Source organism: Rhodospirillales bacterium, from assembly GCA_016712595.1.
GTDB lineage: Bacteria > Pseudomonadota > Alphaproteobacteria > Rhodospirillales > Defluviicoccaceae > Defluviicoccus.
Map to the genome: position 1 here is coordinate 413992 of JADJQT010000002.1, position 22474 is coordinate 436465.

General features: G+C 65.0%; 14 protein-coding genes. 8 read left to right on the top strand and 6 right to left on the bottom strand.

All coding sequences use genetic code 11. The annotated features are described in order from the left end of the window. Positions 1-210 precede the first annotated feature (210 nt). The 4 genes from mtaB to IPK66_13840 are packed head-to-tail and all read right to left on the bottom strand — an operon-like array spanning position 211 to position 4289. The gene (gene mtaB / locus IPK66_13825; protein MBK8176293.1) at positions 211-1452 is read right to left on the bottom strand and encodes a tRNA (N(6)-L-threonylcarbamoyladenosine(37)-C(2))-methylthiotransferase MtaB; all 1242 of its coding nucleotides are present in this window, start codon (positions 1450-1452) and stop codon (positions 211-213) included. 7 nt (positions 1453-1459) lie between these two features. Further along, positions 1460-2293 carry a diaminopimelate epimerase gene (locus tag IPK66_13830; GenBank protein MBK8176294.1) on the bottom strand — a complete coding sequence of 278 codons (834 nt, stop codon included), beginning with the start codon at positions 2291-2293 and terminating at the stop codon, positions 1460-1462. Positions 2294-2350: 57 nt separating this feature from the next. Next, on the bottom strand, positions 2351-3346 hold the full coding sequence (locus IPK66_13835) for an aldo/keto reductase (protein ID MBK8176295.1): 996 nt from the start codon (positions 3344-3346) through the stop codon (positions 2351-2353). A 58-nt stretch (positions 3347-3404) separates the two neighbouring features. Then, the gene (locus tag IPK66_13840) at positions 3405-4289 is read right to left on the bottom strand and encodes an NAD(P)-dependent oxidoreductase (protein MBK8176296.1); all 885 of its coding nucleotides are present in this window, start codon (positions 4287-4289) and stop codon (positions 3405-3407) included. A gap of 249 nt (positions 4290-4538) precedes the next feature. Between IPK66_13840 and IPK66_13845 the strand changes: the two genes are divergently transcribed. The 3 genes from IPK66_13845 to IPK66_13855 all read left to right on the top strand — a co-directional run bounded on the left by IPK66_13845 (position 4539) and on the right by IPK66_13855 (position 7001). After that, a complete protein-coding gene (locus IPK66_13845) occupies positions 4539-5351 on the top strand; it encodes an N-formylglutamate amidohydrolase (GenBank protein ID MBK8176297.1) in 813 nt (270 codons plus the stop codon). A 14-nt stretch (positions 5352-5365) separates the two neighbouring features. Further along, on the top strand, positions 5366-6502 hold the full coding sequence (locus IPK66_13850) for a carboxylate-amine ligase (GenBank protein MBK8176298.1): 1137 nt from the start codon (positions 5366-5368) through the stop codon (positions 6500-6502). 70 nt (positions 6503-6572) lie between these two features. Continuing rightward, on the top strand, positions 6573-7001 hold the full coding sequence (locus IPK66_13855; GenBank protein ID MBK8176299.1) for a CBS domain-containing protein: 429 nt from the start codon (positions 6573-6575) through the stop codon (positions 6999-7001). 233 nt (positions 7002-7234) lie between these two features. On the opposite strand, the gene IPK66_13860 is transcribed toward IPK66_13855, so the two are convergent. Next, on the bottom strand, positions 7235-8434 hold the full coding sequence (locus IPK66_13860) for an MFS transporter (protein MBK8176300.1): 1200 nt from the start codon (positions 8432-8434) through the stop codon (positions 7235-7237). A gap of 134 nt (positions 8435-8568) precedes the next feature. Here IPK66_13860 and IPK66_13865 point away from each other — a divergent pair, with 134 nt between their 5' ends. The 3 genes from IPK66_13865 (at position 8569) to IPK66_13875 (ending at position 15999) form a co-directional block, all read left to right on the top strand. Further along, positions 8569-9498, top strand: coding sequence for a LysR family transcriptional regulator (locus IPK66_13865; protein ID MBK8176301.1), 930 nt, complete (start codon positions 8569-8571; stop codon positions 9496-9498). Between the two features lie 222 nt (positions 9499-9720). Then, the gene (locus tag IPK66_13870) at positions 9721-14568 is read left to right on the top strand and encodes an NAD-glutamate dehydrogenase (protein MBK8176302.1); all 4848 of its coding nucleotides are present in this window, start codon (positions 9721-9723) and stop codon (positions 14566-14568) included. Between the two features lie 117 nt (positions 14569-14685). Continuing rightward, a complete protein-coding gene (locus tag IPK66_13875) occupies positions 14686-15999 on the top strand; it encodes an MFS transporter (GenBank protein MBK8176303.1) in 1314 nt (437 codons plus the stop codon). Positions 16000-16087: 88 nt separating this feature from the next. On the opposite strand, the gene murA is transcribed toward IPK66_13875, so the two are convergent. After that, a complete protein-coding gene (murA, locus tag IPK66_13880; protein ID MBK8176304.1) occupies positions 16088-17365 on the bottom strand; it encodes a UDP-N-acetylglucosamine 1-carboxyvinyltransferase in 1278 nt (425 codons plus the stop codon). Positions 17366-17781: 416 nt separating this feature from the next. On the opposite strand from murA, the gene IPK66_13885 reads away from it, so the two are divergent. Next, on the top strand, positions 17782-19707 hold the full coding sequence (locus IPK66_13885; protein ID MBK8176305.1) for a trypsin-like peptidase domain-containing protein: 1926 nt from the start codon (positions 17782-17784) through the stop codon (positions 19705-19707). A gap of 176 nt (positions 19708-19883) precedes the next feature. Continuing rightward, the gene (gene clpB / locus IPK66_13890; GenBank protein ID MBK8176306.1) at positions 19884-22472 is read left to right on the top strand and encodes an ATP-dependent chaperone ClpB; all 2589 of its coding nucleotides are present in this window, start codon (positions 19884-19886) and stop codon (positions 22470-22472) included. The last annotated feature ends 2 nt before the right edge of the window (positions 22473-22474 follow it).

Sequence of the window (22474 nt, forward strand, 5' to 3'; positions counted from 1 at the left end):
GCGGGATAATATCAGGCCCGGGCGTGGGGATGATATCCGGGCCCGGTGGGGGGACTTGCGGGCCGGGCGACGGGGGGAGATCCGATCCCGGCTCAGGCAGGATCGGAGGCGGTTCGGGCGGCTGCGCCGATCCGGCGGCGGGCGTCCGGGTGAACAGGCGCCTGGTCCAGGTGCGCTTTTCCGCCGTGGCGGGCAGCTCGAGGTCATCGGTCACGATGCAATCTCCGCGTAGAGCCGCTCCTCATCGGCGGCACTGACGTGAACCGGCACGATCGTGCCCGGTTCCGCGGCGAAGCCGAGGCCGACGGGGGCGTACCACGGGCAACGCCCGCTTCCCGGCTTTTCCACCAGAACCTCGGTGCTGGTGCCGACGCGCCCGGCAAGATAGCGGTGGCGTGCCGCGAGGCCGGTTGCCCGCAGACGGGCGGCGCGCTCCTGGCGAAGCGGCGATGCCACCTGCGGCATCCGTGCGGCGGGCGTGCCCGGCCGCGGCGAATAGGGGAACACATGCAACCACGTCAGGTCCGCGTCCGCGATCGCCGCCAGGGTGTTGGCGAACATCGCATCGCTTTCCGTCGGAAACCCTGCGATCAGGTCAGCGCCGAATACGACGTCAGGCCGGACGCGGCGAACCCGGCGGACGAGCGCCAGGACATCGTCCCGGCTGTGCCGGCGCTTCATCCGCTTCAGCACCAGATCGTCCATCGCCTGCAGGCTGAGGTGGAGATGCGGCATCAGCCGGGCCTCGGTGGCGAAAAGATCGATCAGCGCCGCGTCGATTGCCGCTGGATCGAGCGTGGAAAGACGCAGGCGGCGCAATTCCGGAACGCTGGCGAGGACGGTTGCCACGAGCGCGCCGAGGCGGGGCTTGCCTGGCAGGTCGGCGCCCCAGGAGCAAATGTCGACCCCGGTCAGGACGACCTCGCCGTAGCCGTTGCCGGCGAGATGGCGGACATGCTCGCAGACGACCTCGGCGGCGATGCTGCGGCTCGGCCCGCGGGCGAAGGGGACAATGCAGAAGGTGCAGCGGTGATCACAGCCCTGCTGGATCTGGACAAACGCCCGCGCCCGGCCCTCGATGCCGTCGACGAGGTGGGGCGCCGTCTGCCGCGCCGCCATGATATCGGAGACGTCGATCGCCGCGCCGCCCTCGGCGAGCCGCGCCGCCTCGAGCTTCTCGACATTGCCGAGAACGCGGTCGACCTCGGGCATGCGGGCGAAGGCTTCAGGATCGAGCTGCGCGGCGCAGCCGGTCACGATGATCGACTGGTCCGGATGACTGCGACGGAGCCGACGGATGGTTTGGCGCGACTGACGAACGGCCTCGCTGGTGACGGCGCAGGTATTGACAATCACCGCGTCAACGCCGGCGGCATCGGCCTCGCGGCGGATGATCTCGGATTCGACGCTGTTGAGCCGGCAGCCGAGCGTGACGACATGCGCACCGCTCATCGCTGTCTCAAACCCACGCGGAGAGATCGATGTGGCCGGTGAACACCGTGGCGACGGGACCGGTCATCAGGACGTGGTCGTCGCGCAGCCATTCGATGTGCAGGCTGCCGCCATCGAGAACCACGGTGGCGGCGCGTCCGGTCAGGCCACGCCGGCTTGCGGCGACAACCGTGGCGCAGGCCCCGGTGCCGCACGCCCGGGTCAGGCCGGCGCCGCGTTCCCAGACGCGCAGGCGGATACGATCGGCTGCAAGCACCTGAGCCGCCTCGACGTTGGTCCGCTCGGGGAATAGAGGATGGGTTTCGATCATCGGCCCGAACACGTCGAGCGCGACGCCCTCGGCGTCGTCGACGAAGAACACCGCATGCGGATTGCCGATGCTGACCGCGGCAGGATCGCGCAGCGGTCCGGCGGAGATGCCGAGATGCAGCGTGTTCGCCGCCTCGGCAAGTGGGATATCGCGCCAGTCGAGGCCGATCCGGCCCATATCGATACTGATCATGCCGTTCGCCGCCGCTTCGGCGTCGAGCAGGCCGGCGGCGGTCTCGATGATCGCGTGCGGAGCCGCCTTCTCGCGCATCAGCAGGCTGGCAACGCAGCGGGTTGCGTTGCCGCAGGCGGCCACCTCGCTGCCATCGGCGTTGCGGATGCGCATGAAGGCATCGGCGAGCGCGTTCGATGCCGGCTCGATGACGATAAGCTGATCGCAACCGACACCGGTCCGGCGGTCGGCGAGGGCGCGCACCTGCGCTCCCGCCGGCGAAAATGCCTGCGAACGCGCGTCGACGACGACGAAGTCGTTGCCGAGGCCGTGCATCTTGACGAACGGAATCGGACTCATCACGCCGTTAATATGGTCGTCGGCGTCCGCTGTCCACAACAGACGCTCGCAGGCTGATTACATGCGAGGTCGGGTTGCCGGCGGTGCCATGAAGTCCGGCGATATCGGCTCGGTGATGCAGCGCTTGAGGATCGCGTCGATCTCCGCCTTGCCCGCCGCGTCGATGTGCCAGCCCTCGACCTCGCCGATCGGATCGAGATGCTCGGGTCGGCGGGCGCCCCACAGAGCGATGGTCGGACCCTGATCGAGCACCCAGCGAAGGGCAAGCGCCAGAACGGATTTCCCGTAGCGCTCCCGTGCCAGTCGCGCAAGTTCCGCAACCGCGGCAAGATAATCGTGAAAGCGCGCGCCACGGAATTTCGGATCGACTTGGCGCAGATCGTCGCCGTCGAATGTCGTCTCAGCGGTCATTCTCCCGCTGAGAAGGCCGCGGCACAGAGCGCCGTAGCTGAGCACGGTAAGGCCGGTGCGCGCCGCGTAGGGGAGCACGTCCGCCTCGATCTCGCGCTCGAACAGGTTATAAGGTGGCTGTACCGCGTCGAGCATCGCCACCGCGCGAAAGGCTTCCATCTGCGCCGGTGAATAATTGCTGACGCCGATCGCGCGAATTTTGCCCTGGCGACGCAGGTCCTCGAGCGTGCGGGCGGTCTCCTCGATCGGGGTCTCGACGTCCGGCCAATGCACCTGATAGAGGTCGATGACGTCCGTCTGAAGCCGCCTTAAGGAGTCCTCGATCTCCTGGTGGATGCGTGGCGGTCGCGAATCGCGGAATACCTTGCCATCGCGCCAGGTGAGGCCGACCTTGGTGGCGATCTGCACCTTATCGCGCAGACCGCCCACGGCGAGGGCCTTGCCGACAATCTCTTCGGAGCGCCCGAAGCCGTAGACCGGGGCGGTGTCGATCAGTGTCACGCCGCGTTCGACGGCGGAGCGGATCGTTGCGATCGACTGGGCCTCGTCCGTGCCACCCCACATCCAGCCGCCGATCGCCCAGGTGCCGAGGCCGATGCGCGACGTGCTCTGCGCGGTGCGGCCGATTTCGATCTGTTCCATGCGTCACCGTTGCCGAGAAGATGAAAACAACGCAGCGGCCGTGTGCGAGCCGTCGCGCTCAGTCATCGGCTACGCCAGCATCCCGGGATGCCAGTTGGCCGATCGCCGACCAGTCGAGCGTTTCGCCGCCGTGGGCGAGCAAGGTCAAGTAGCGGTCACGCAGCAGACTGGCCAAAGGCATCGGCACAAGCAGATCATCGGCGGCGGCGAGCGCCAGGCGGATGTCCTTGTAGCCGAGAGGAGCGGCGAAGCCGGCCGGCTCGAAGGTGCGATCGGCGACCAGGCCGCCATACGTGGCGTAAACCGGCGCGCCGAACAGGGTTGAGGTCAGAATGTCGAGGTAGGCTCGCCGGTCGATGCCGGCTTTTCCCACCAGCGCCATGGCTTCGCCCAGGGATTCCATGACCGAGGCGATCAGGAAATTGCCGCTGAGCTTGATGAGATTGGCGATGTGCGGCGTCGCGGAGACGACGAAGGTCTTCTGCCCGATGGCCGCGAGCAGTGGCGCGGCGATGTCGAGCGCCGCCGTCTCGCCGGCGGCGATGACGAAGAGCTGGCCCGCGGCCGCCAGGTTCGGCCGGCCGAACACCGGTGCGGCGACGAAGCGCTGGCCGGCCTCGGCGTGCGCCGACGCCAGGCGCTTGACGATGGCGACGCTGATCGTGCTCGATGACACATGCAGTGCGCCCGCCGGAAGACTAGCGAGAATGCCATCGTCGGCAAAGACCACCCGCTCCACCGCCTCATCGTTGGCCAGCATGGTGACGACGGCCTCGCCCCGGCAGGCATCGGCGATGCCAGCGGCGACGTTCGCACCCTCGGCGACGAGTGCCTCCGCCTTGGCGGGCGAGCGATTGTAAACCGTCACCTCATGGCCGGCCTTCAGCAGGTTCGTCGCCATTCCGGCGCCCATGCGCCCCAGCCCGATCATCCCAACCTTCATCGAAGTTCTCCTTATCTGATCCGCGTTCAAGAGGCCGATCGCCCGACGCCCGGTCAAAGCGGCGTCAACGCCGCGCCGCCAACGCGGCATCGAGGGAACGCGGGGCGTTGCGAGCCAATTTTTTCGCCGGCGCCAAAGATCTTAGGCGGACCATGCGAGGCTCATCATATAGTGTAGTTGCGACTGATTTCAGCGCGCAGCGTCGCATCCGCGAGCCGCGCGGGCCCCGCCGGGAGAGCGACGACGAACGTGCCGAGGAAGCCCACGCTGACGGAGCGCGCGGCCGGGTTGATCGCCCCGGGCGATCCCTTGCCGTTCGAACTGATCAATCCGCAGGCGGTCAGGCCCATCTTGCTCGTCTGTGATCACGCCAGCCGCGCCATTCCGCGCCGGCTCGACCACCTCGGCCTCGATGACAAGGCCCTCGCCCGGCACATCGCCTGGGACCTCGGCGCCGCGGCGCTGACCCGCCGGCTCGCCGATCGCCTCGGCGCACCGGCCGTGCTCGCCGGCTACTCGCGCCTCGTCATCGATCTCAACCGACAGCCGGGAGATCCGCAGTCAATCGTCGCCAGCAGCGATGGCGTCTTCGTGCCGGGCAACGCCGGCCTTTCGCCCGAGGATCAAGAAGCACGGGCGGAGGCGTTTCACTGGCCCTACCACCACGCGGTCGATCAGGCGTTCGCGCGGTTACGCCGCGCCGGCCCGGAGCCGGTGTTGTTCTCGGTGCACACCTTCACACCGACGCTGGGCGGCGAAGACCGGCATTGGGATGTCGGCATCTTATGGAACCGCGATCCGCGCCTCGCGGTTCCGCTGATCGAAATCCTGCGCGGCACGCCCGGACTTCGCATCGGCGACAACGAGCCTTATTCGGGACGGGATATCGCCTATACGCTCAACCTGCATGCCGGGGCCGCCGGGCTCGCCCACTGCGCCGTCGAGGTCCGCCAGGATCACTGCGAGACGCCAGAAGGCATTGATCATTATGCCGATCTGCTTGCCGAAGCCCTCGCGCGCGCGTTAACGTCGCCGAACGTGCATCGCATCGAAATCGGCTAAATGGCCGCTCGCGGATGATCGAGTCCACGCCATCACTGACCATCGGCATTGAAGAGGAATACCTGCTTGTCGATCGCCAGACGCGCAGGGTCATCACCGACCCGCCGGCAAGCCTGTTTGGCCGCTTCCGCGACAAGATCGCCCACCTCGTCCGCCCCGAATTCCTAACATCGCAAGTTGAAATCGGCACGCCGGTGTGCCGTGGCGTCCGCGAGGCTCGCGGCGAACTCGCCCGGCTCCGCACCGGTGTCGCCGAGGTTGCCGGCGAATACGGACTCGCGCCGATCGCGTCTTCGACTCATCCGTTCTCCGACTGGACGCAACAAAAGCACACTGACATGGATCGCTATCACGGGCTCGCCCGCGACATGCAGGCGGTTGCGCGCCGTCTGGTGATCTGCGGCATGCACGTGCACGTCGGTGTCGAGGACGACGGGCTGCGCCTCGATCTGATGAACCAGGTCAGCTACTTTCTGCCTCACCTGCTGGCGCTCTCGACGTCCTCGCCGTTCTGGCGGGGAGCCGATACGGGTCTTAAGTCCTATCGGGTGAGTGTGTTCGACGAACTTCCACGCACCGGCCTGCCGTCACGTTTCCAGTCGTGGGGCGAATATCGGCGCCATGTCGACATCCTCGTCAACGCCGGGCTGATCAGGGACGCTTCGATGATCTGGTGGGATATCCGCCCGTCGTCGCGCTTCCCGACGCTGGAGATGCGCATTACCGACGTTTGCACGTCGATCGACGACGCGGTGGCCATTGCTGCCCTCTATCAATGCATTTTGCGCATGCTGTGCCGGCTCCGCCGGACCAATCAGCGCTGGCGGATCTATGATCGGATGCTGATCGAAGAGAACCGCTGGCGAGCCAAGCGCTACGGCGTCGACGAAGGGCTCGTCGATTTTGGCAAAGGCGAGGTCGTCTCGTGCGCGGACCTGCTCGACGAACTGATCGAACTCACGCGCGAAGACGCATCGGCTCTTGATTGTGCTGCGGAAATCCTGCATTGCCGAACGATTATAGAGAGAGGAACGAGCGCCCATCGGCAGCTTGCGATCTATGCCGCCTCGCTCGACGCCGGACTGTCTGGCGAAGGAGCCTTGTGTCGCGTGGTCGACGGGCTGATCGACGAGACGGTGCGCAACCTATAATAATCGCGTGATCCGCGGAGAGTCTTCGCGACCGGTCATGGTGACCCATCGTCGCGTCTGGGAGGTCTGAATGTTTGTTGGCAATATTCTGAAGGGCAAGGGTGGTTCGATCATTTCCGTCTCCGCCGGGCAACCGATTGGCGACGCGTTGGCGCTCATGGCTCAGCACCGCATCGGCGCTGTCCTCGTCTGCGACGAGGCAGGAGGAATCGGCGGGATTCTTTCCGAACGCGACCTCGTCCGGGCGATGAACAAGTTCGGCAAGGGTGTGTTCGACAAGACCGTGAGCGATCTTATGACGACGCCGGTCGTCACCTGTTCGCCAAAGGATCCGGTTGCGGCGATCGAAGGGATGATGACGTCGCAGCGCTTTCGCCACGTCCCGGTGGTGGAGGACGGAGCACTCGTCGGCATGATCTCGATCGGCGACGTCGTCAAGTGTCGCATCGAGGAGGCCGAGGCCGAGGTCGACGCGCTGCGCCGTTATATCGCGCTTTGAGCTGTTCTCGTGCCGGGCAGTGCGCCCCGCCGCGCGCGGCGGGGCCCCGGGAAAGTTGGCCCCGGAAAGTTGGCCTTGGGAAGTCCGCCCCGGTTGCGTGAGGGATTATCGCGGCAGGCAGAGCCAGCCCGGCTCGGCGAGAACGATCACAAGTCCATAGCGCCACCACAAGGCGAGGGCCGCCGCGATCATCAGCAACGCGGCAAGTATCGCCAGCTTGCCGGAGCGGTCGATCATGCCGGCACCTCGGCGACGCGGACGACCGGTCGATCCTTGATCGGCAGGTGAACGACGGCGGCGAACAGCGCGAGCGCGATCGAGGCGAGCCAGATGGCGTCGTAGGAGCCGAGCGCATCGTAGGCCCAGCCCCCGCCCCAGGCGCCGAGGAACGCGCCAAGCTGGTGCGACGCGAAGACGACCCCGTAGAGCATCGAGAGGTAGCGCACGCCGAACACGCGGGCGACGAGACCACTGGTCAGCGGCACCGTGCCGAGCCAGAGAAATCCGATGGCCGCGCCGAAGGCAACCGCGCTTGGCCCGGATAGGGGCAGTGCGAGGAACAGGGCGATCACGGCGGCGCGCGCGAGATAAATCGCTGAAAGGACCCACTTCTGGCGAAAGCGGCCACCGAGCGCGCCAAACACATAGCTGCCGAAGATGTTGAACAGGCCGATCATGGCCAAAGACCAGGCACTTACCGACGGCGCCAGGCCATTGTCGGCGAGGTACGCCGGCAGGTGCGTGGCGACAAAGGCGACGTGAAAGCCGCAAACGAAGAAGCCGGCGTTCAGCAACCAGTAGCCTGAATGGCGGCGGGCCTCCCGGATCGCCGCGGCCATCGATTGCCCGGCTGTCTGTCGCCCGATCGTCCGGTCGCTGGCGGTAAACCCGAACGCGCACGGGATCAACACGCTGACGATAATGGCAAGAATTGTGAAGGCGTCACGCCAGCCGAACGCATCGATCAGCGCCTGTGCGCCGGGCACGACCGCGAACATGCCGAACGAGCCGGCCGCGGTACAGATACCGAAGGCCAGGCTGCGGCGCTCCGCGGGGACCATGCGGCCGACGGCACCCAGCACCGTTCCGTAGGTGGTTCCAGCGAGGGCAAACCCGACCAGGACGCCCAGAGTGAGGTTCAAGTGCAGCGGATCGCTCGCCGTCGCCGCCAGCGCGAGGCCGATGACGTAAAGAACGCCGCCGCCAACTCCGACCCGCATCGCGCCGAAGCGGTCGGCTAGCGCGCCAGTGAACGGTTGCGCCAGCCCCCACAACAGGTTCTGCACCGCGATCGCGAGACTGAACGCCTGCCGCCCGACCCCGAGATCGATGGCGATCGGTGAAAGAAAGATGCCGAAGGACTGCCGAATGCCCATCGCCAGGATCAGGGAGACGATGCCTGCAACGAGGACGAGCTTGGCGGTGCGAGACATGGCTTCCCAGTGTTTGACCAAACGGCATTGCCGATGCCGCGCGAGGTCGCATTGCCTATGCGACGCGTTATGGATATGCCCGATTACATCATGATACAAATCAATAAATATCAACTTTAATATGCGTATCTGTTATGAATATGCGCGATCTGGAAACGTTCCTAGCCGTTGCCGCGGCGGGCTCGGTCGGCGGGGCCGCCCGGGTGCTTCATCTGACCCAACCCGCGGTGACGCGGCGGGTGCAGAACCTCGAGCGCGAGCTCGGAACGCTGCTGCTATGCCGTGAAACCAAGCCGCTCCGGCCGACTGCCGATGGCGAGACGGTTATCGCCGCGGGGCGTCGCATCGTCGAGGCGGTCGAGGACATGCGGGCGAGCGTCGCGGCCAATGGCGAGCCGACCGGTCAGCTTCGTCTCGGCATGGCGCAGGCGGTCGGTGATCTCGGGCTTGGCAAACCGCTCGGACGGCTGCGCCAGAGCTATCCCCGGCTGGCGCTGCGCCTGGAGAGCGGCTGGACCGGTGAATTGCTGGGCAAGGTTGCGAACGGCACGCTCGACGCGGCGGCGGTTCTGCTGCGGGCGGGAGATGAGCTGCCGTTCGGGGTCGCGGGCGAGGGGCTTGCAACCGAGGAGGTGGTGGTTGTTGCGGCGGCAGCGGCGCCGACGCCGATGTCGCCGGCAACCCTTGATGATCTCGCCCCCTTCGCCTGGGTGCTTAACCCGGAAGGCTGCGGATACCGCAGAACCATTCGCCGGGCATTGGAGCGCCGGCACAAGTCGCTGACCGTCGCGGTTGATATCATCGGTCCGGATACGCAACTCTCCGCCGTCGCCGAGGGGGTCGGGCTCGGATTGGTCCCGCGCCGGGTTCTCGAGGCGAGTCGGTTCCGCCCACGGCTGCGGGCCGTCGCGCTGACCGACTTCACCTTCTCGGTGACGATCTGGGTCGTTGCCGCGCGCGCGCTGGGCCGTCTCACCGCCCCGGTTTCAATCTTCCGCAAGGCGTTGGCCGATGTCCTCGCCACAGATCACTGCGCCCCGCTTTCATCGGCGCCCGGGGATTGAGCGTTTGTCGGTCGGGGGGGGGCGGTGCCGCCGTTGCCGGGATCCCCGTGGCCCGGGTCGGCGTTTGCAATCGAAACCGCCCGGGCACACCGGGTCACGACAGTCGAGGCGCCCGTGGTTGCCTCATCGGCCCTTGATCGGTGCCGCCTTATGACAGAAGCTATCTAATCAACCAGAATACTGCAGAACCAATCAACCAATCTAGCACCGGGTGAGCTGAACATGCCGCGCGTCGAGGAGATTCATCGCAAAGATCTTATCGACCACGTTTGCAGATGCGCTAACTGGCGTCTGGGCGACGAGTTTGCCAGCGTGATCGGAGATTTTATCCGCCGCTACTACGCGCGGTTGCCGAGCGGCGACATTGAGCATCGGACGCCCGATACGCTGTTTGGCGCGGCGTTCAATCATTGGCGGTTGGCGGAGCGGCGCGCTTCGGGAGAACCGCTGGTCCGAGTTTACAATCCGACCCTCGACGTGGATGGCTGGAATTCGGAGCACACTGCCGTCGACGTTGTCACCGACGACATGCCGTTCTTGCTGGATTCGATCACGGCGGAACTCTCACGCCGCGATCTGGCCGTGCGGCTGGTCGTCCATCCGATCCTCGACGTCGAGCGCGACGCTCACGGTCAGTTGGTGGCCGTGCCGCCATCGAATTCCTCGCCATCGAATTCCCCGGGCACGAACGTTGGCGCGGAATCGTTCATCCATGTGGAAGTCTCGCGACAGCTCGAACCTGCGCTGCCCGAAATTGCCCAGGGCGTGCGGTCGGTTCTGGACGACGTGCGCGCGGCGGTCGAGGACTGGCAGGCAATCCGCAGCGCGCTGGGCGCGGTCATCGATGGGCTGCCGGCGCTCGCTCAGTTTGTCTCCGCCGATGAAATTGAGGAGACGCGGGCTTCTCTGGAGTGGATCCGCGAGAACAATTTTACCTTCCTCGGCTACCGGGCCTACGCGTTCGACGCTGTCGGCGGCAGCCGGTCGACGCGTATCGAGCCGGGAGGACTGGGGCTTCTGCGCGAGGCCAGCGTCGTTGTTCTCGACGACTTACAAGCCGGGGCGGAGGTGCCGCCGGCTGTCGCCGGGTTCCTCGATCGCAGCGAACTGCTGGCCGTAACCAAGGCCCACCGGAGATCGACGGTCCACCGGACGGTTTTCATGGACACTGTTATCGTCAAGCGGCTGTCCCCCGAAGGGCAGACAGTGGGCGAGCATGTGTTTGTCGGGCTCTTCTCTGCTTCCGTGTACAATCGAAGCGCGCGCAACATTCCCTTGCTACGGCGTAAGCTCGATCGTGTTCTCGAACACGCCGGGTTCGATCCGCGCAGCCACGACGGCCGGGCGCTCGCCAACATCGTCGAGACGTTTCCGCGTGATGAGCTGTTCCTGGTGACCGATGAGCAACTGCTGGAGACCGCCCTCGGCATTCTCGATCTGCAGCTCCGCCCGAAGGTGGCCCTGTTCGTTCGCCGCGACGATTTTGATCGCTACGTGAGCTGCCTCGTCTTCGTGCCGCGCGAACGCTATCAGACGGACCTGCGCATCGCCATCCACGGCATCCTCGAGCGCACCTTCGCCGGCAAGGTCGGCGCTCAGTACATGCAGATCGGTGATGCGCCGCTCGCGCGGTTGCACATCATCGTCAAGACCACGCCGGGCCAGCTTCCCCGGTTCGACGTCGACGAAGTCAACGCAGAGATCACCGCCGCCGCGTGTTCTTGGTCGGACCGGCTGCTGACCGCGTTGGAGATCGCGCGTGGCGAGGAAGAAGCGCCGCGCCTGCACCGGCGCTACGGCCGCGCGTTTCCACCCGGATACCGCGAGCGGTTCAGTGCCGAACAGGCGATCGTCGACATTGTCGCCATCGAGCAGGCGCTTGCCGATAGCAGTATTGGCATGGCTCTCTATCGGCCGTTCGCGTCCCCGGAGTGCCAATTCCGCTTCAAGGTCTATCAACCGGGACAACCGCTGGTGCTATCGCAGGTGCTGCCGATCCTCGAGCACCTGGGCCTTCGCGTGATCGACGAGGTTCCGCACGCCGTCCGCGTCCACGTCGAGCGGCCGCATACCGTGATGATCCACGACTTCGGGCTCGAATCGCAAAATGGCGATGCGATCGCGTTGGCCGAGGTCAACCAGCGATTTCGCGATGCCTTTCTCGCCACATGGCAAGGCCGCGTCGAGAGCGACCGCCTCAACGCGCTGGTGATCTCCGCCGGGCTTGCCGTTAACGAGGTGCGAATCCTGCGCGCGTACGTCCGCTATCTGCGCCAGGTCGGAATCCCCTTTACCCAGGCCTACATCGAGGGTGTGTTGACGGCGCATCCGGACATATCGCGCGCCACCGTCCGGCTGTTTCTGACCCTGTTCGATCCGGACCTGCCGGGCGATCCGGAAGACCGTGCCGCCCCTCTGCGCGCGGGAATCGCGCTCGCGCTCGATGCTGTCACCAGCGCCGAGGATGATCGCATTCTCCGCCGGTTTCTCAATCTCATCGAAGCGACGGTGCGAACGAATTTTTTCCAGCAAGGCAAGGACGGCGAGCAAAAATCGTACCTGTCCTTGAAGCTGGACAGCCGGCGCGTCGACGATCTGCCGTTGCCGCGCCCGATGGTCGAGGTTTTCGTCTACAGCCCACAAATGGAGGGAATTCACCTCCGCGGCGGCAAGGTCGCCCGCGGCGGCATTCGTTGGTCGGACCGCCGCGAGGACTTCCGCACCGAAGTCCTGGGGCTGATGAAGGCGCAAACGGTGAAGAACGCCGTGATCGTTCCGGTCGGCGCCAAAGGCGGATTCGTTGTCAAGCGACCGGTCGATCCGGCGGACCGCGAGGCATGGCAGGCGGAGGGGATCGCCTGTTATCGCTTGCTGATTCGCGGCCTCCTCGACGTTACCGACAACCTCGACGCGGGGCGCGTGGTTCCGCCGCCTCAGGTGGTGCGGCGCGACGGCGATGACTCATACCTCGTGGTCGCCGCCGACAAGGGAACGGCGACGTTCTCCGATATCGCCAACGGCATCGCCGCCGACTATGCGTTCTGGCTGGGGGATGCCTTCGCGTCCGGCGGCAGCCGCGGATACGACCACAAGGTGATGGGTATCACCGCCCGCGGCGCGTGGGAGAGTGTCAAGCGACACTTCCGCGAGATGGGGCACGATATTCAGCGGCAGGATTTCACCGTCATCGGTGTCGGCGACATGTCAGGCGACGTGTTCGGAAACGGCATGTTGCTCTCGCGGCACATCAAGCTGCTCGCCGCCTTCGATCATCGCCACATCTTCGTCGACCCCGATCCCGATCCCGCGAGCAGCTTTGACGAGCGCCAGCGGATGTTCGCCCTGCCGCGTTCTTCCTGGCAGGACTACGATGTGGCGAAGCTTTCCCAGGGGGGGGCGATCTACGAGCGGCGGGCGAAACGTCTGGCGCTGAGCCCGGAAATTCGCGCCCGCTTCAAGATCGCCGAGGAGCGCCCGACACCGGCGGAGTTCATCCGCGATCTGTTGCGCAGCGAGACGGATTTGCTGTGGTTCGGCGGTATCGGCACCTTCATCAAGGCGGAGGACGAAACCCATTCAGAAGTTGGCGATCGCGCCAATGATGGGCTGCGCGTCGACGGTCGCGAGCTGCGCTGCAAGGTCGTCGGCGAGGGAGCCAATCTCGGCCTTACCCAGCTCGGACGAAACGAGTACGCGCGGGCGGGCGGGCGCATCAATACCGATTTCATCGACAACTCGGCGGGAGTCGACTGCTCCGACCACGAGGTTAACATCAAGATCCTGCTGGATGCCATTGTCGCCGAGGGCGACCTGACGACCAAACACCGCAATCAGCTCCTTGCCGACATGGCCGAAGACGTTTCCAGCCTCGTCTTGCGCGACAACTATCTGCAGACGCAGGCGATTTCGCTGATTGAGGCCGACGGATACGATGGTCTCGATGCGTTTGCCCGCCTCGCCCGGATGTTGGAACGCCAGGGGCAACTCAATCGCGTTGTCGAATTCCTGCCGGACGACGAGGCGCTCGCGGAGCGCGCGGCGCAGCGTCAGGGCCTCAGCCGTCCGGAAATCGCCGTGCTGTTTTCGTATTGCAAGATCTGGCTGGGGGACGAAATCGCCCAATCCGACCTGCCGGACGATCCCTATCTGTCGGGGGAACTCGTCCGCTATTTCCCCGCCCCGATTGGCGAGCGTTTCGCGGCCAAGGCTGCGGATCACCGCCTTAAGCGCGAATTGATCACGACCTCGACGACCAACAGCCTGATCAACCGCATGGGTGGAACCTTCGTCTCTGATATCAGCGAGAAGACCGGCAGAATGGCTGCCGAGATTGCGCGCGCCTACATTATTGCGCGCGACGTGTTCGGCGTGCGCAGCCTCTGGGATGCCATCGAGGCCCTCGATATTGTCGTCTCGACGTCAACGCAGGTTCAAATGCAGCGAGATGTCCGGCAGTTGATCGAACGTTGCACGCTTTGGTTCCTGCGCAACGGCGGCAGTCCTCTGGACATTTCGGCGAATGTCCGCGCCTTCGAAGACCCCATCCGGACGTTGGCCGCCGAATTGTTCGATGTTCTTCCCGAGAGCCTGCAACTCGGGTGCACCAGCCGAGCGCAGGTTTGGCGAAACGCCGGCGTACCGGACCCGTTGGCGCGCGTTCTTGCCGAGACGGTTGTCCTTTCCTCCGGTTGCGATATCGTCCGCATCGCCTCTGTGTCCGGCGCGGAGGCGTCGTCCGTGGCGAAGCTCTATTTCGTCGTCGGCGAGGAATTCGGCCTGGAATGGCTGCGCGAGCGCGCCCAACGGCTACCGGTCTCGAGTTACTGGCAGCGCCTGGCGGTGTCCGCCGTGATCGAGGAACTCTATAACCATCAGCGCGACATCACCCGCAAAGTGCAGGCGGCGTCGGGCGAAGCGGACGAGGCGGGGTTGGCGACCTGGCTATCCGGGCGGTCCGCCGTGGTCGAGCGCACCCGCGCGCTGGTCAACGAACTCTCGGCGGCAGCGGAGGTCGACGTTGCGATGCTCGCCGTTGCCAGCCGGCAATTGCGCGCGGTTGCGGAGAGCTGAGTGAGCGCGCAGGCGCAACCGCCCCACTGTCCGCTCCCGGTCGGGCACCCGTTTTTGCAAAAGAACTCAAGATAGCCGACGCTTGCGGGCGTCGCGCGGGCATTCAGGGGAGCGGGCATGGGCGCAGACGTCAAGCAACGCGGTCCGGTCTTGGCGACGAGGCGGCTCGGCCAGTTCGCCTGGTGCTCCTACGACTGGGCGAACTCGGCCTTTCCCACGGTGATCGTCACCTTTGTTTTCGCCGCCTATTTCACTAAGGGCGTTGCCGCGGACGAGGTCGTGGGAACCAGTCAATGGTCGTACGCCGTCAGCCTTTCGATGCTGGCCACCGCTGTGCTCGGCCCGTTCCTCGGCGCGATTGCCGATCATGGCGGACGCCGAAAGCCCTGGGTGTTGGCGTTTACCCTGGTTATGGCGGGCTCGACTGCGGCGTTGTGGTTTGCCACACCGAAGATCGGTGACGTCTGGTGGGTTTTGCTGTGCTTCGCGCTCGCCAACTTCGCGTTCGAGACCGGCACGATCTTCTACAACGCCATGCTGCCGTCGATCTCGCCGCCGGCGATGATCGGCCGGCTGTCCGGTTGGGGGTGGGGCCTCGGCTATGGAGGGGGGCTCGTCTGTCTGGTCGTCACGCTTTTCGTGCTTATCCGGCCCGATCCGCCGCTGTTTGGGCTTGAAGCTGCTCTGGCCCAACCGGTGCGGGCGAGCGCCCTGCTCGTCGCCGGATGGCTCCTGGCGTTTTCACTGCCGTTTTTTTTGCTGACGCCGGATGCGGTGAGTAACAACCTGAGGCCCGGGGAAGCCATGCGTCGAGGGGCCTCGAGCCTTGTCTCAACATTTCGCCATCTGCGCCGCTACAGGAACGTTGGCCTGTTCTTAATTTCTCACATGGTATACACGGATGGACTGAACACGTTATTTTCCGTCGGCGGTATCTATGCTGCAGTAACGTTCGGGATGGACTTGCAGGAATTGCTGCTGTTCGGTATCGCGCTCAACGTAACGGCGGGGCTCGGCGCCTTTGCCTTCGGCTGGGTGGATGACCGCATCGGCCCAAAACCGACAATTCTCATTGCCCTTGGCGCGATAATCGTCCTCGGTGCGGGAATTCTTCTGGTTGAAACGAAGCCGCTGTTTTGGGCGTTTGCCCTGCCGATCGGCATCTTTCTCGGGCCGGCCCAGTCAGCCAGCCGATCGATGATGGCGCGGATCTCACCGCCGGACGTTGCCACAGAAATGTTCGGCTTGTTCGCGTTTTCCGGTAAGGCGACCGCATTCATGGGGCCGGCAATCTTCGGCTGGATGACGTGGCTTTCCGGTAGCCAGCGCATTGGATTATCATCGATTCTGCTGTTCTTACTGGCGGGGGCGGCGCTGCTGGGTCCCGTCCGGCAGGTTCAAGCGCCGGAGGGGGGTGAGTGCCAGCCGTGATCTGACGGGGCGAAACGCGCAAGCGGGCCGGGCCTTTCTGCGATGGCGAGCCACGGGGGCAGGACGCCGCCGGTCGCATCACCCGCGATCAGTCGCGTATCCGTTCGATGTCGGCACCACAGCCGGCCAGCTTCGCCTCCAGTCGCTCGTAGCCGCGGTCGAGGTGGTAGACGCGGCTGATCACGGTTTCGCCCGCCGCCGCGAGTCCAGCGAGCACGAGACTGACTGAAGCCCGCAGATCGGTTGCCATGACCGGCGCTCCGCAGAGTTGCGATACGCCGCGAACGATCGCCGACGAGCCATGGACGTTGATGTTGGCGCCCATCCGACAAAGTTCGGGGACGTGCATGAAACGATTCTCGAACACCGTCTCGGTAATCATCGATGCGCCACCGGCAACTGTCATCAGCGCCATGACCTGCGCCTGCATATCGGTCGGAAACCCCGGAAAGGGCTCGGTCATGATGTCGATGCCGACGACGGGGCCGTTGCGCCGGGCGACGCTGAGCGCGCCGTCGTGCTCGTTCAACTCGACGCCGGCGGACGACAGGACATCCGCCACCGATTGAATCAGCGCCAGGGACGTTCCTTGCAAATCAATTTTGCCGCCGGTGATCGCGGCGGCCACCGCATACGTGCCCGTCTCGATCCGATCGGGCAAAACCCGATGGTGAGCGCCGTGCAGCGCATCGACCCCGTCGATGCGCAGCGTATCGCTGCCGATACCCTCGATGCGCGCGCCCATGGCGACGAGGCATTCGGCGAGGTCGGCGACCTCGGGTTCACGCGCGGCGTTGCGCAAGATGGTCTCGCCACGGGCGAGGACGGCGGCCATCAGGACGTTTTCAGTACCAGTCACGGTGACGAGGGGAAAGGTGATCTCCGCTCCGGTCAGGCCCCGGGTGGCACGGGCATCGACGTAGCCCTGCGCCAGTTCGATATCGGCTCCGAGTTGCGCCAGCGCTTTCAAGTGCAGGTCGATCGGCCGGGTGCCGATGGCGCAGCCTCCCGGCAGTGAGACCCGCGCGTGGCCGGTGCGGGTCAGCAAGGGGCCGAGAACGAGCACGGACGCACGCATCTTGCGGACGAGCTCATAAGGCGCGGTGATGTCCTTCAGGCCCGCCGCCGAGAGTTGTAGGGTCTTGCCGTAACTGCTGGCGGACGCGCATTCGACGATATCGGCGCCAAGCTCGGCGAGAAGATTGCCCATGCTGGCGATGTCCACCACCCGGGGGACGTTCTCCAGTACGAGCGTCTCGTCGCTCAGAAGGCTCGCGGCCATGAGCGGCAGCGCGGCATTCTTGGCGCCGGAAACCGGCAGCGTTCCGTTGAGTGGCCGGCCGCCGCGGATGACGATCTTGTCCATGTTGAGTGGGTCCTGATCCTCGTTGACCGATGCGACGGATCACTCCGGTTCCTGCATCGCAAGCAACGAAGGTCTGTCGGCGTGACATGGACGACGGCGTACCCTTCGGCGGTTGTTCATCGGAACCGCGCGCGCCGAACTCCCTCAATCGCTTCTTAAGACAAGAACCGGGCGACGACAAGATAAGGGCTATCGCTTTCGCCGGCGCGGCGCTTGGCGGTGGGCAGCGACCCGGCCCGGACCATTATCCGCGCCAGTATCCGCTCGCGGCGCAAGGCAGGAAGACGACCTTGCGAGCACGCAGATGATCTCCGCCCGATCTTGCTGCCGCATTGCAAACGGGGGTCGCGAGTGAGAAAGTAGAACTTAATAAAAACGGTCAGTCTGTTAGCGCCGACGCGGGGAGGGGTGCGCCGATGGCGATCATCGAGCAGAAGGTGGCGGATTTCTATCGCGTGCCCAAGGCGGCTGGCGCGTCGGATTTCGGGCGCGATTTCACCGGCTTGGCGATCCCCAACGTCAAGGCGATCGGCCATACCTTCCGGAAGATTTCCGGGGACCCCGCGGCGATGCGGCTGGCCGGTGACCTGATCCCCGAGCGCATTGTCAGCCAGCCGAATTTCGTGCCCGCGGCGTTTCTGGTCATTGGCGCGCGTTGCGCGCGAAGTGTGTGCAAGATCGAAACCCACGGCCGGGACTTTCAGAATATTGAGGGCCGGTGGTTCGGCACGGGGTTTCTCGTCGCCGCCGATGTGCTGTTGACCAACCACCACGTGCTGCACTCGATCGAGGCGGCGCGCGAGGCCTGGTGCATTTTCAATTACGAGGTCGACGGCGAGGGCAAGCCGCTCGAGACGGTGGCGGTGAGGCTTGAGCCCGAACGGCTGTTCGTTACCAGTCCGGTCGTGGACGGCCTCGATTATACCTTCGTGGCCATCGACAAGGCAGTGGGGGCGCAGTTCGGCTCAATCCCGCTGGTTCGCAGCGCATTCACCGTGCATCCCGGCGACGCCGCCAACATCATCCAGCATCCCGAGGGACGCCACAAGGAAGTCACCTTGCAGCAAAATCAGGTGCTTCAGGATACCGGCGTCGTGCTGCATTACGCGTCCGACACGCTCGGCGGGAGCTCGGGCAGCCCGGTGTTCAATAACCGCTGGGAATTGATCGCGCTTCATCACGCCAGCAAGAAGATCGAACCGGGCACAAGCTTCGGCGACGGCGTGCCCGTTCCGGAATATGTCAACGAGGGCATCAAGATTTCGGCGATCGCGGCTGACCTCGAGGCACGGGCGGAATCCGGTGGTGGCGCCGCTTCGCGTCAAGCCCTGACCGCCTTCGCCGGCGTCGATACGCTGATGGGGTTTTTCGGCGGCCTCGGCCGTCACGCGGTGGCGGCGTCGCCCGCGGGTGGGGTCGAGCGCATTATTGATACGTACGGACATGAAGGTCAGGACGTCGATGTCGCCTTCTGGAACGTCGATTGGTTTTCGCCCTGCTGGCAGGCGAAGCTGGATTCGCTGGCGGAGGTGATCGCCGACCTCAACTTCGATGTCTGGTCGCTGATCGATTGCACGGCGGAATCCGTCCACGACCTTATCGAGCGCATCCACCGCGATTACGACATCGACTTCGGTTGCGCGTTCTCCGAGCCGGATGCCGCCGCCGACACGCCGCAGACGGTCGTCCTGTGGAACATGACCTCGACCGTCGTCGAGCCCGTGGCGTGGCCGGACGAGGTGCAGGAATGGTTGCGCGTCGACAGCCAGCAGTTCGATGATCTTCGCGCCCAGGCTGTTTTCGGGCGGGTATTCGAGCGATTCCCCGGCCTTTTTCATGTCCGAGCAGCTAACCGACAGCCCGAGGTCGACATCTTCTCGTTCCACATGGTGCCGCTCCAATTGCGGCCGACGCGAGAGCATTCGACGCGAACCCGCATGGCGGCGAAAATTCTCGCCGCGGCCATTCCGCGCGCCTCGGCACAGCTGGGCTGCCGCGATTGGATGTTCGGGGGCGATTTCGCCGCGGATGTTGCCACCCAGGAGTTCCGCTCGCTCATCCAGACGGGGATCGCACCGCTCTCGGCAGCGGAAGACGGTTACGGCGCGATCAGTTACATCAAGTCCCCGTCGTCGCTGATCGATACGATTTTCTTGTCCTCCAATCTGAAGCGCTCGTTCGGCGCTGATGACTTCTTCATTACCGTGGAACGAAGCATTCCGACGTACATCACCCGCCTGTCGGTCCGCCCGCCTCTTTTGGTGCGCCTGAGCCTTGCCGACAGACTGCCCAAGGCGTCCAAGCTTCCGCCGTCGCTGGCATCGGCGCTGGGTCTGGGCTGACGATCGGCCGAATGCGTCGCGATGCCGGCTACCGGCTCTGCCGGAGCGCTTTCCGCGACTTGCGCGTCTTCCGCGGCGCGCCATATTTACAGTCAGGTAACCGTACAATCGACGCGACGGCCGTCATGCCTCTTTGAGGGTGGGCTATCGCGGTCTGGCTTAAGGAATGCGGGCTGATGAATTTCGAGAAATATACCGAGCGCTCCCAGGGGTTTGTTCAGGCGGCTCAGGCACTGGCGCTGCGCCGCAATCACCAGCAGCTCACCCCGCTGCACGTCTTGCAGGTCTTGCTCGACGACAAGGAGGGCCTTGCTGCCAATCTCATCCAGGCGGCTGGTGGTGACGCGGCCAGGGCGAAGTTGAGTTGCGAATCCGAGCTCGCCAAACTGCCGAAGGTCGAGGGCGGCAGCGGGCAGGTGTTCCTGGCGCCGGAAACGGCGCGGCTGTTCGAGCAGGCGGAGCAGATTGCCGAGAAGGCCGGCGATCAGTTCGTGACCGTCGAGCGTATCCTGCTGGCATTGGCCCTCGCTTCCGGAACCCCGCCGGCACGGGTGCTGGCGGACGCGGGCGTTTCGGCTCAGGGACTGAACCGGGCGATCGAGGACGTGCGCAAGGGGCGTACCGCGACCTCGGCCAGTGCGGAGGACAGCTACGATGCCCTGAAGAAGTACGCCCGCGATCTGACGGCCGCCGCCGCCGAGGGCAAGCTCGATCCGGTCATCGGCCGCGACGAGGAAATTCGTCGTACCGTGCAGGTGCTTTCCCGGCGAACAAAGAACAACCCGGTGTTGATCGGCGAAGCCGGTGTCGGCAAGACGGCCATCGTCGAAGGACTGGCGCAGCGCATCGTCAAGGGCGACGTGCCGGAGACGCTGAAGGACAAGCGGTTGATGGTGCTTGACCTTGGCGCGCTCGTCGCCGGCGCCAAATATCGCGGCGAATTCGAAGAGCGCCTCAAGGCGGTTCTCGCCGAAGTCACCGCCGCCGCGGGGGAAATGATCCTTTTCATCGACGAGTTGCATACGCTGGTCGGCGCCGGGCGGGCGGAAGGCTCGATGGATGCGTCAAACCTATTGAAGCCGGCGCTGGCGCGCGGGGAGATGCATTGTATCGGCGCGACGACGCTCGACGAGTACCGCAAGCACATCGAGAAGGACGCGGCTCTGGCGCGACGTTTTCAGCCGGTGTTCGTCTCCCAGCCAAGCGTCGAGGACACGATTTCGATTCTGCGCGGTCTGAAAGAGAAATACGAGCTGCATCATGGCGTGCGGATTACCGACGGCGCCATCGTCTCGGCGGCGACGCTTTCGGATCGCTATATCACCGACCGCTTTCTCCCCGACAAGGCGATCGATCTGATCGACGAGGCGGCGAGCCGGCTGCGCATGCAGATCGATTCCAAGCCGGAGGCGATCGATGAGATCGACCGCCGCATCGTCCAGTTCAAGATCGAGCGTGAAGCCTTGAAGAAGGAACACGACAAGGCTTCGAGCGACCGGCTCGGCAAGCTCGAAAAGGAACTGGCCGACCTTGAGCAGCGCTCCGGCGAGTTGACCGCGCAGTGGCGATCCGAAAAGGATCTGCTGGCGTCGGCGACGAAGCTGAAGGAGGAACTAGACCAGGCCCGCCTTTCCGTCGAGCGTGCCTTGCGTGAAGGCAAGTACGAGGAAGCCGGCCGCCTGCAGTATTCGGCGATCCCCGAACTCGAGCGAAAGTTGAAAGCGGCGGAAGAGGCGGGTCAGCACCGCATACTGGAAGAGGCGGTGACCTCCGAGCACGTCGCCGGCGTTGTCTCGCGGTGGACCGGCGTGCCGGTCGACAAGATGCTCGAAGGCGAGCGGGAGAAGCTGCTGGCGATGGAAGACGTGCTCCGGTCCCGCGTCGTCGGTCAGGAGGAGGCGCTCGTCGCCGTGGCCAACGCCGTGCGCCGGGCGCGGGCCGGCTTGCAGGATCCCAACCGGCCGACCGGCTCGTTTCTCTTCCTTGGTCCCACGGGCGTCGGCAAGACCGAGCTGTGCAAGGCGCTGGCGTCGTTTCTGTTCGATGACGAGCAGGCGATGGTGCGCATCGATATGTCTGAATACATGGAAAAGCACGCGGTCGCCCGGCTGATCGGTGCGCCTCCCGGCTACGTCGGCTACGAGGAGGGGGGCGCTTTGACCGAGGCCGTCCGCCGCCGCCCCTATCAGCTCATTCTCTTCGACGAGGTGGAAAAGGCCCATCCTGACGTCTTCAATGTCCTGCTTCAGGTGCTCGACGACGGCAGGCTCACCGATGGGCAGGGCCGCACCGTCGACTTTCGTAATACCCTGATCGTTCTGACCTCCAACCTCGGCGGCGAGATATTGGCGGGACAGGCCGAGGGGCACGATTCGAGCGAGGTGCGCGAGCAGGTGATGGCGATCGTCCGGGCGGCGTTCCGGCCGGAGTTCCTCAACCGTCTGGACGAGATCATCTTGTTCCACCGGTTGTTCCCGGAACAGATGGGGGCGATCGTCGAAATCCAGCTCGACCGGCTGCGCCGACTTCTCGAAGGACGCAAGATCACCCTCGATCTCGACAAGGCGGCGATCGCATGGCTGGGCAAGTCGGGGTACGATCCGGTCTATGGCGCCCGGCCACTGAAGCGGATGATCCAGCGCGAGCTGCAGAACCCGTTGGCCAGCCTGATTCTCGAAGGACAGATCAAGGAGGGCGATCGCGTCCACATCACCGCCGGCGATAATCGACTGGTCATCGAGGCGGTAACGGCGGAGGCGGCCTGAGG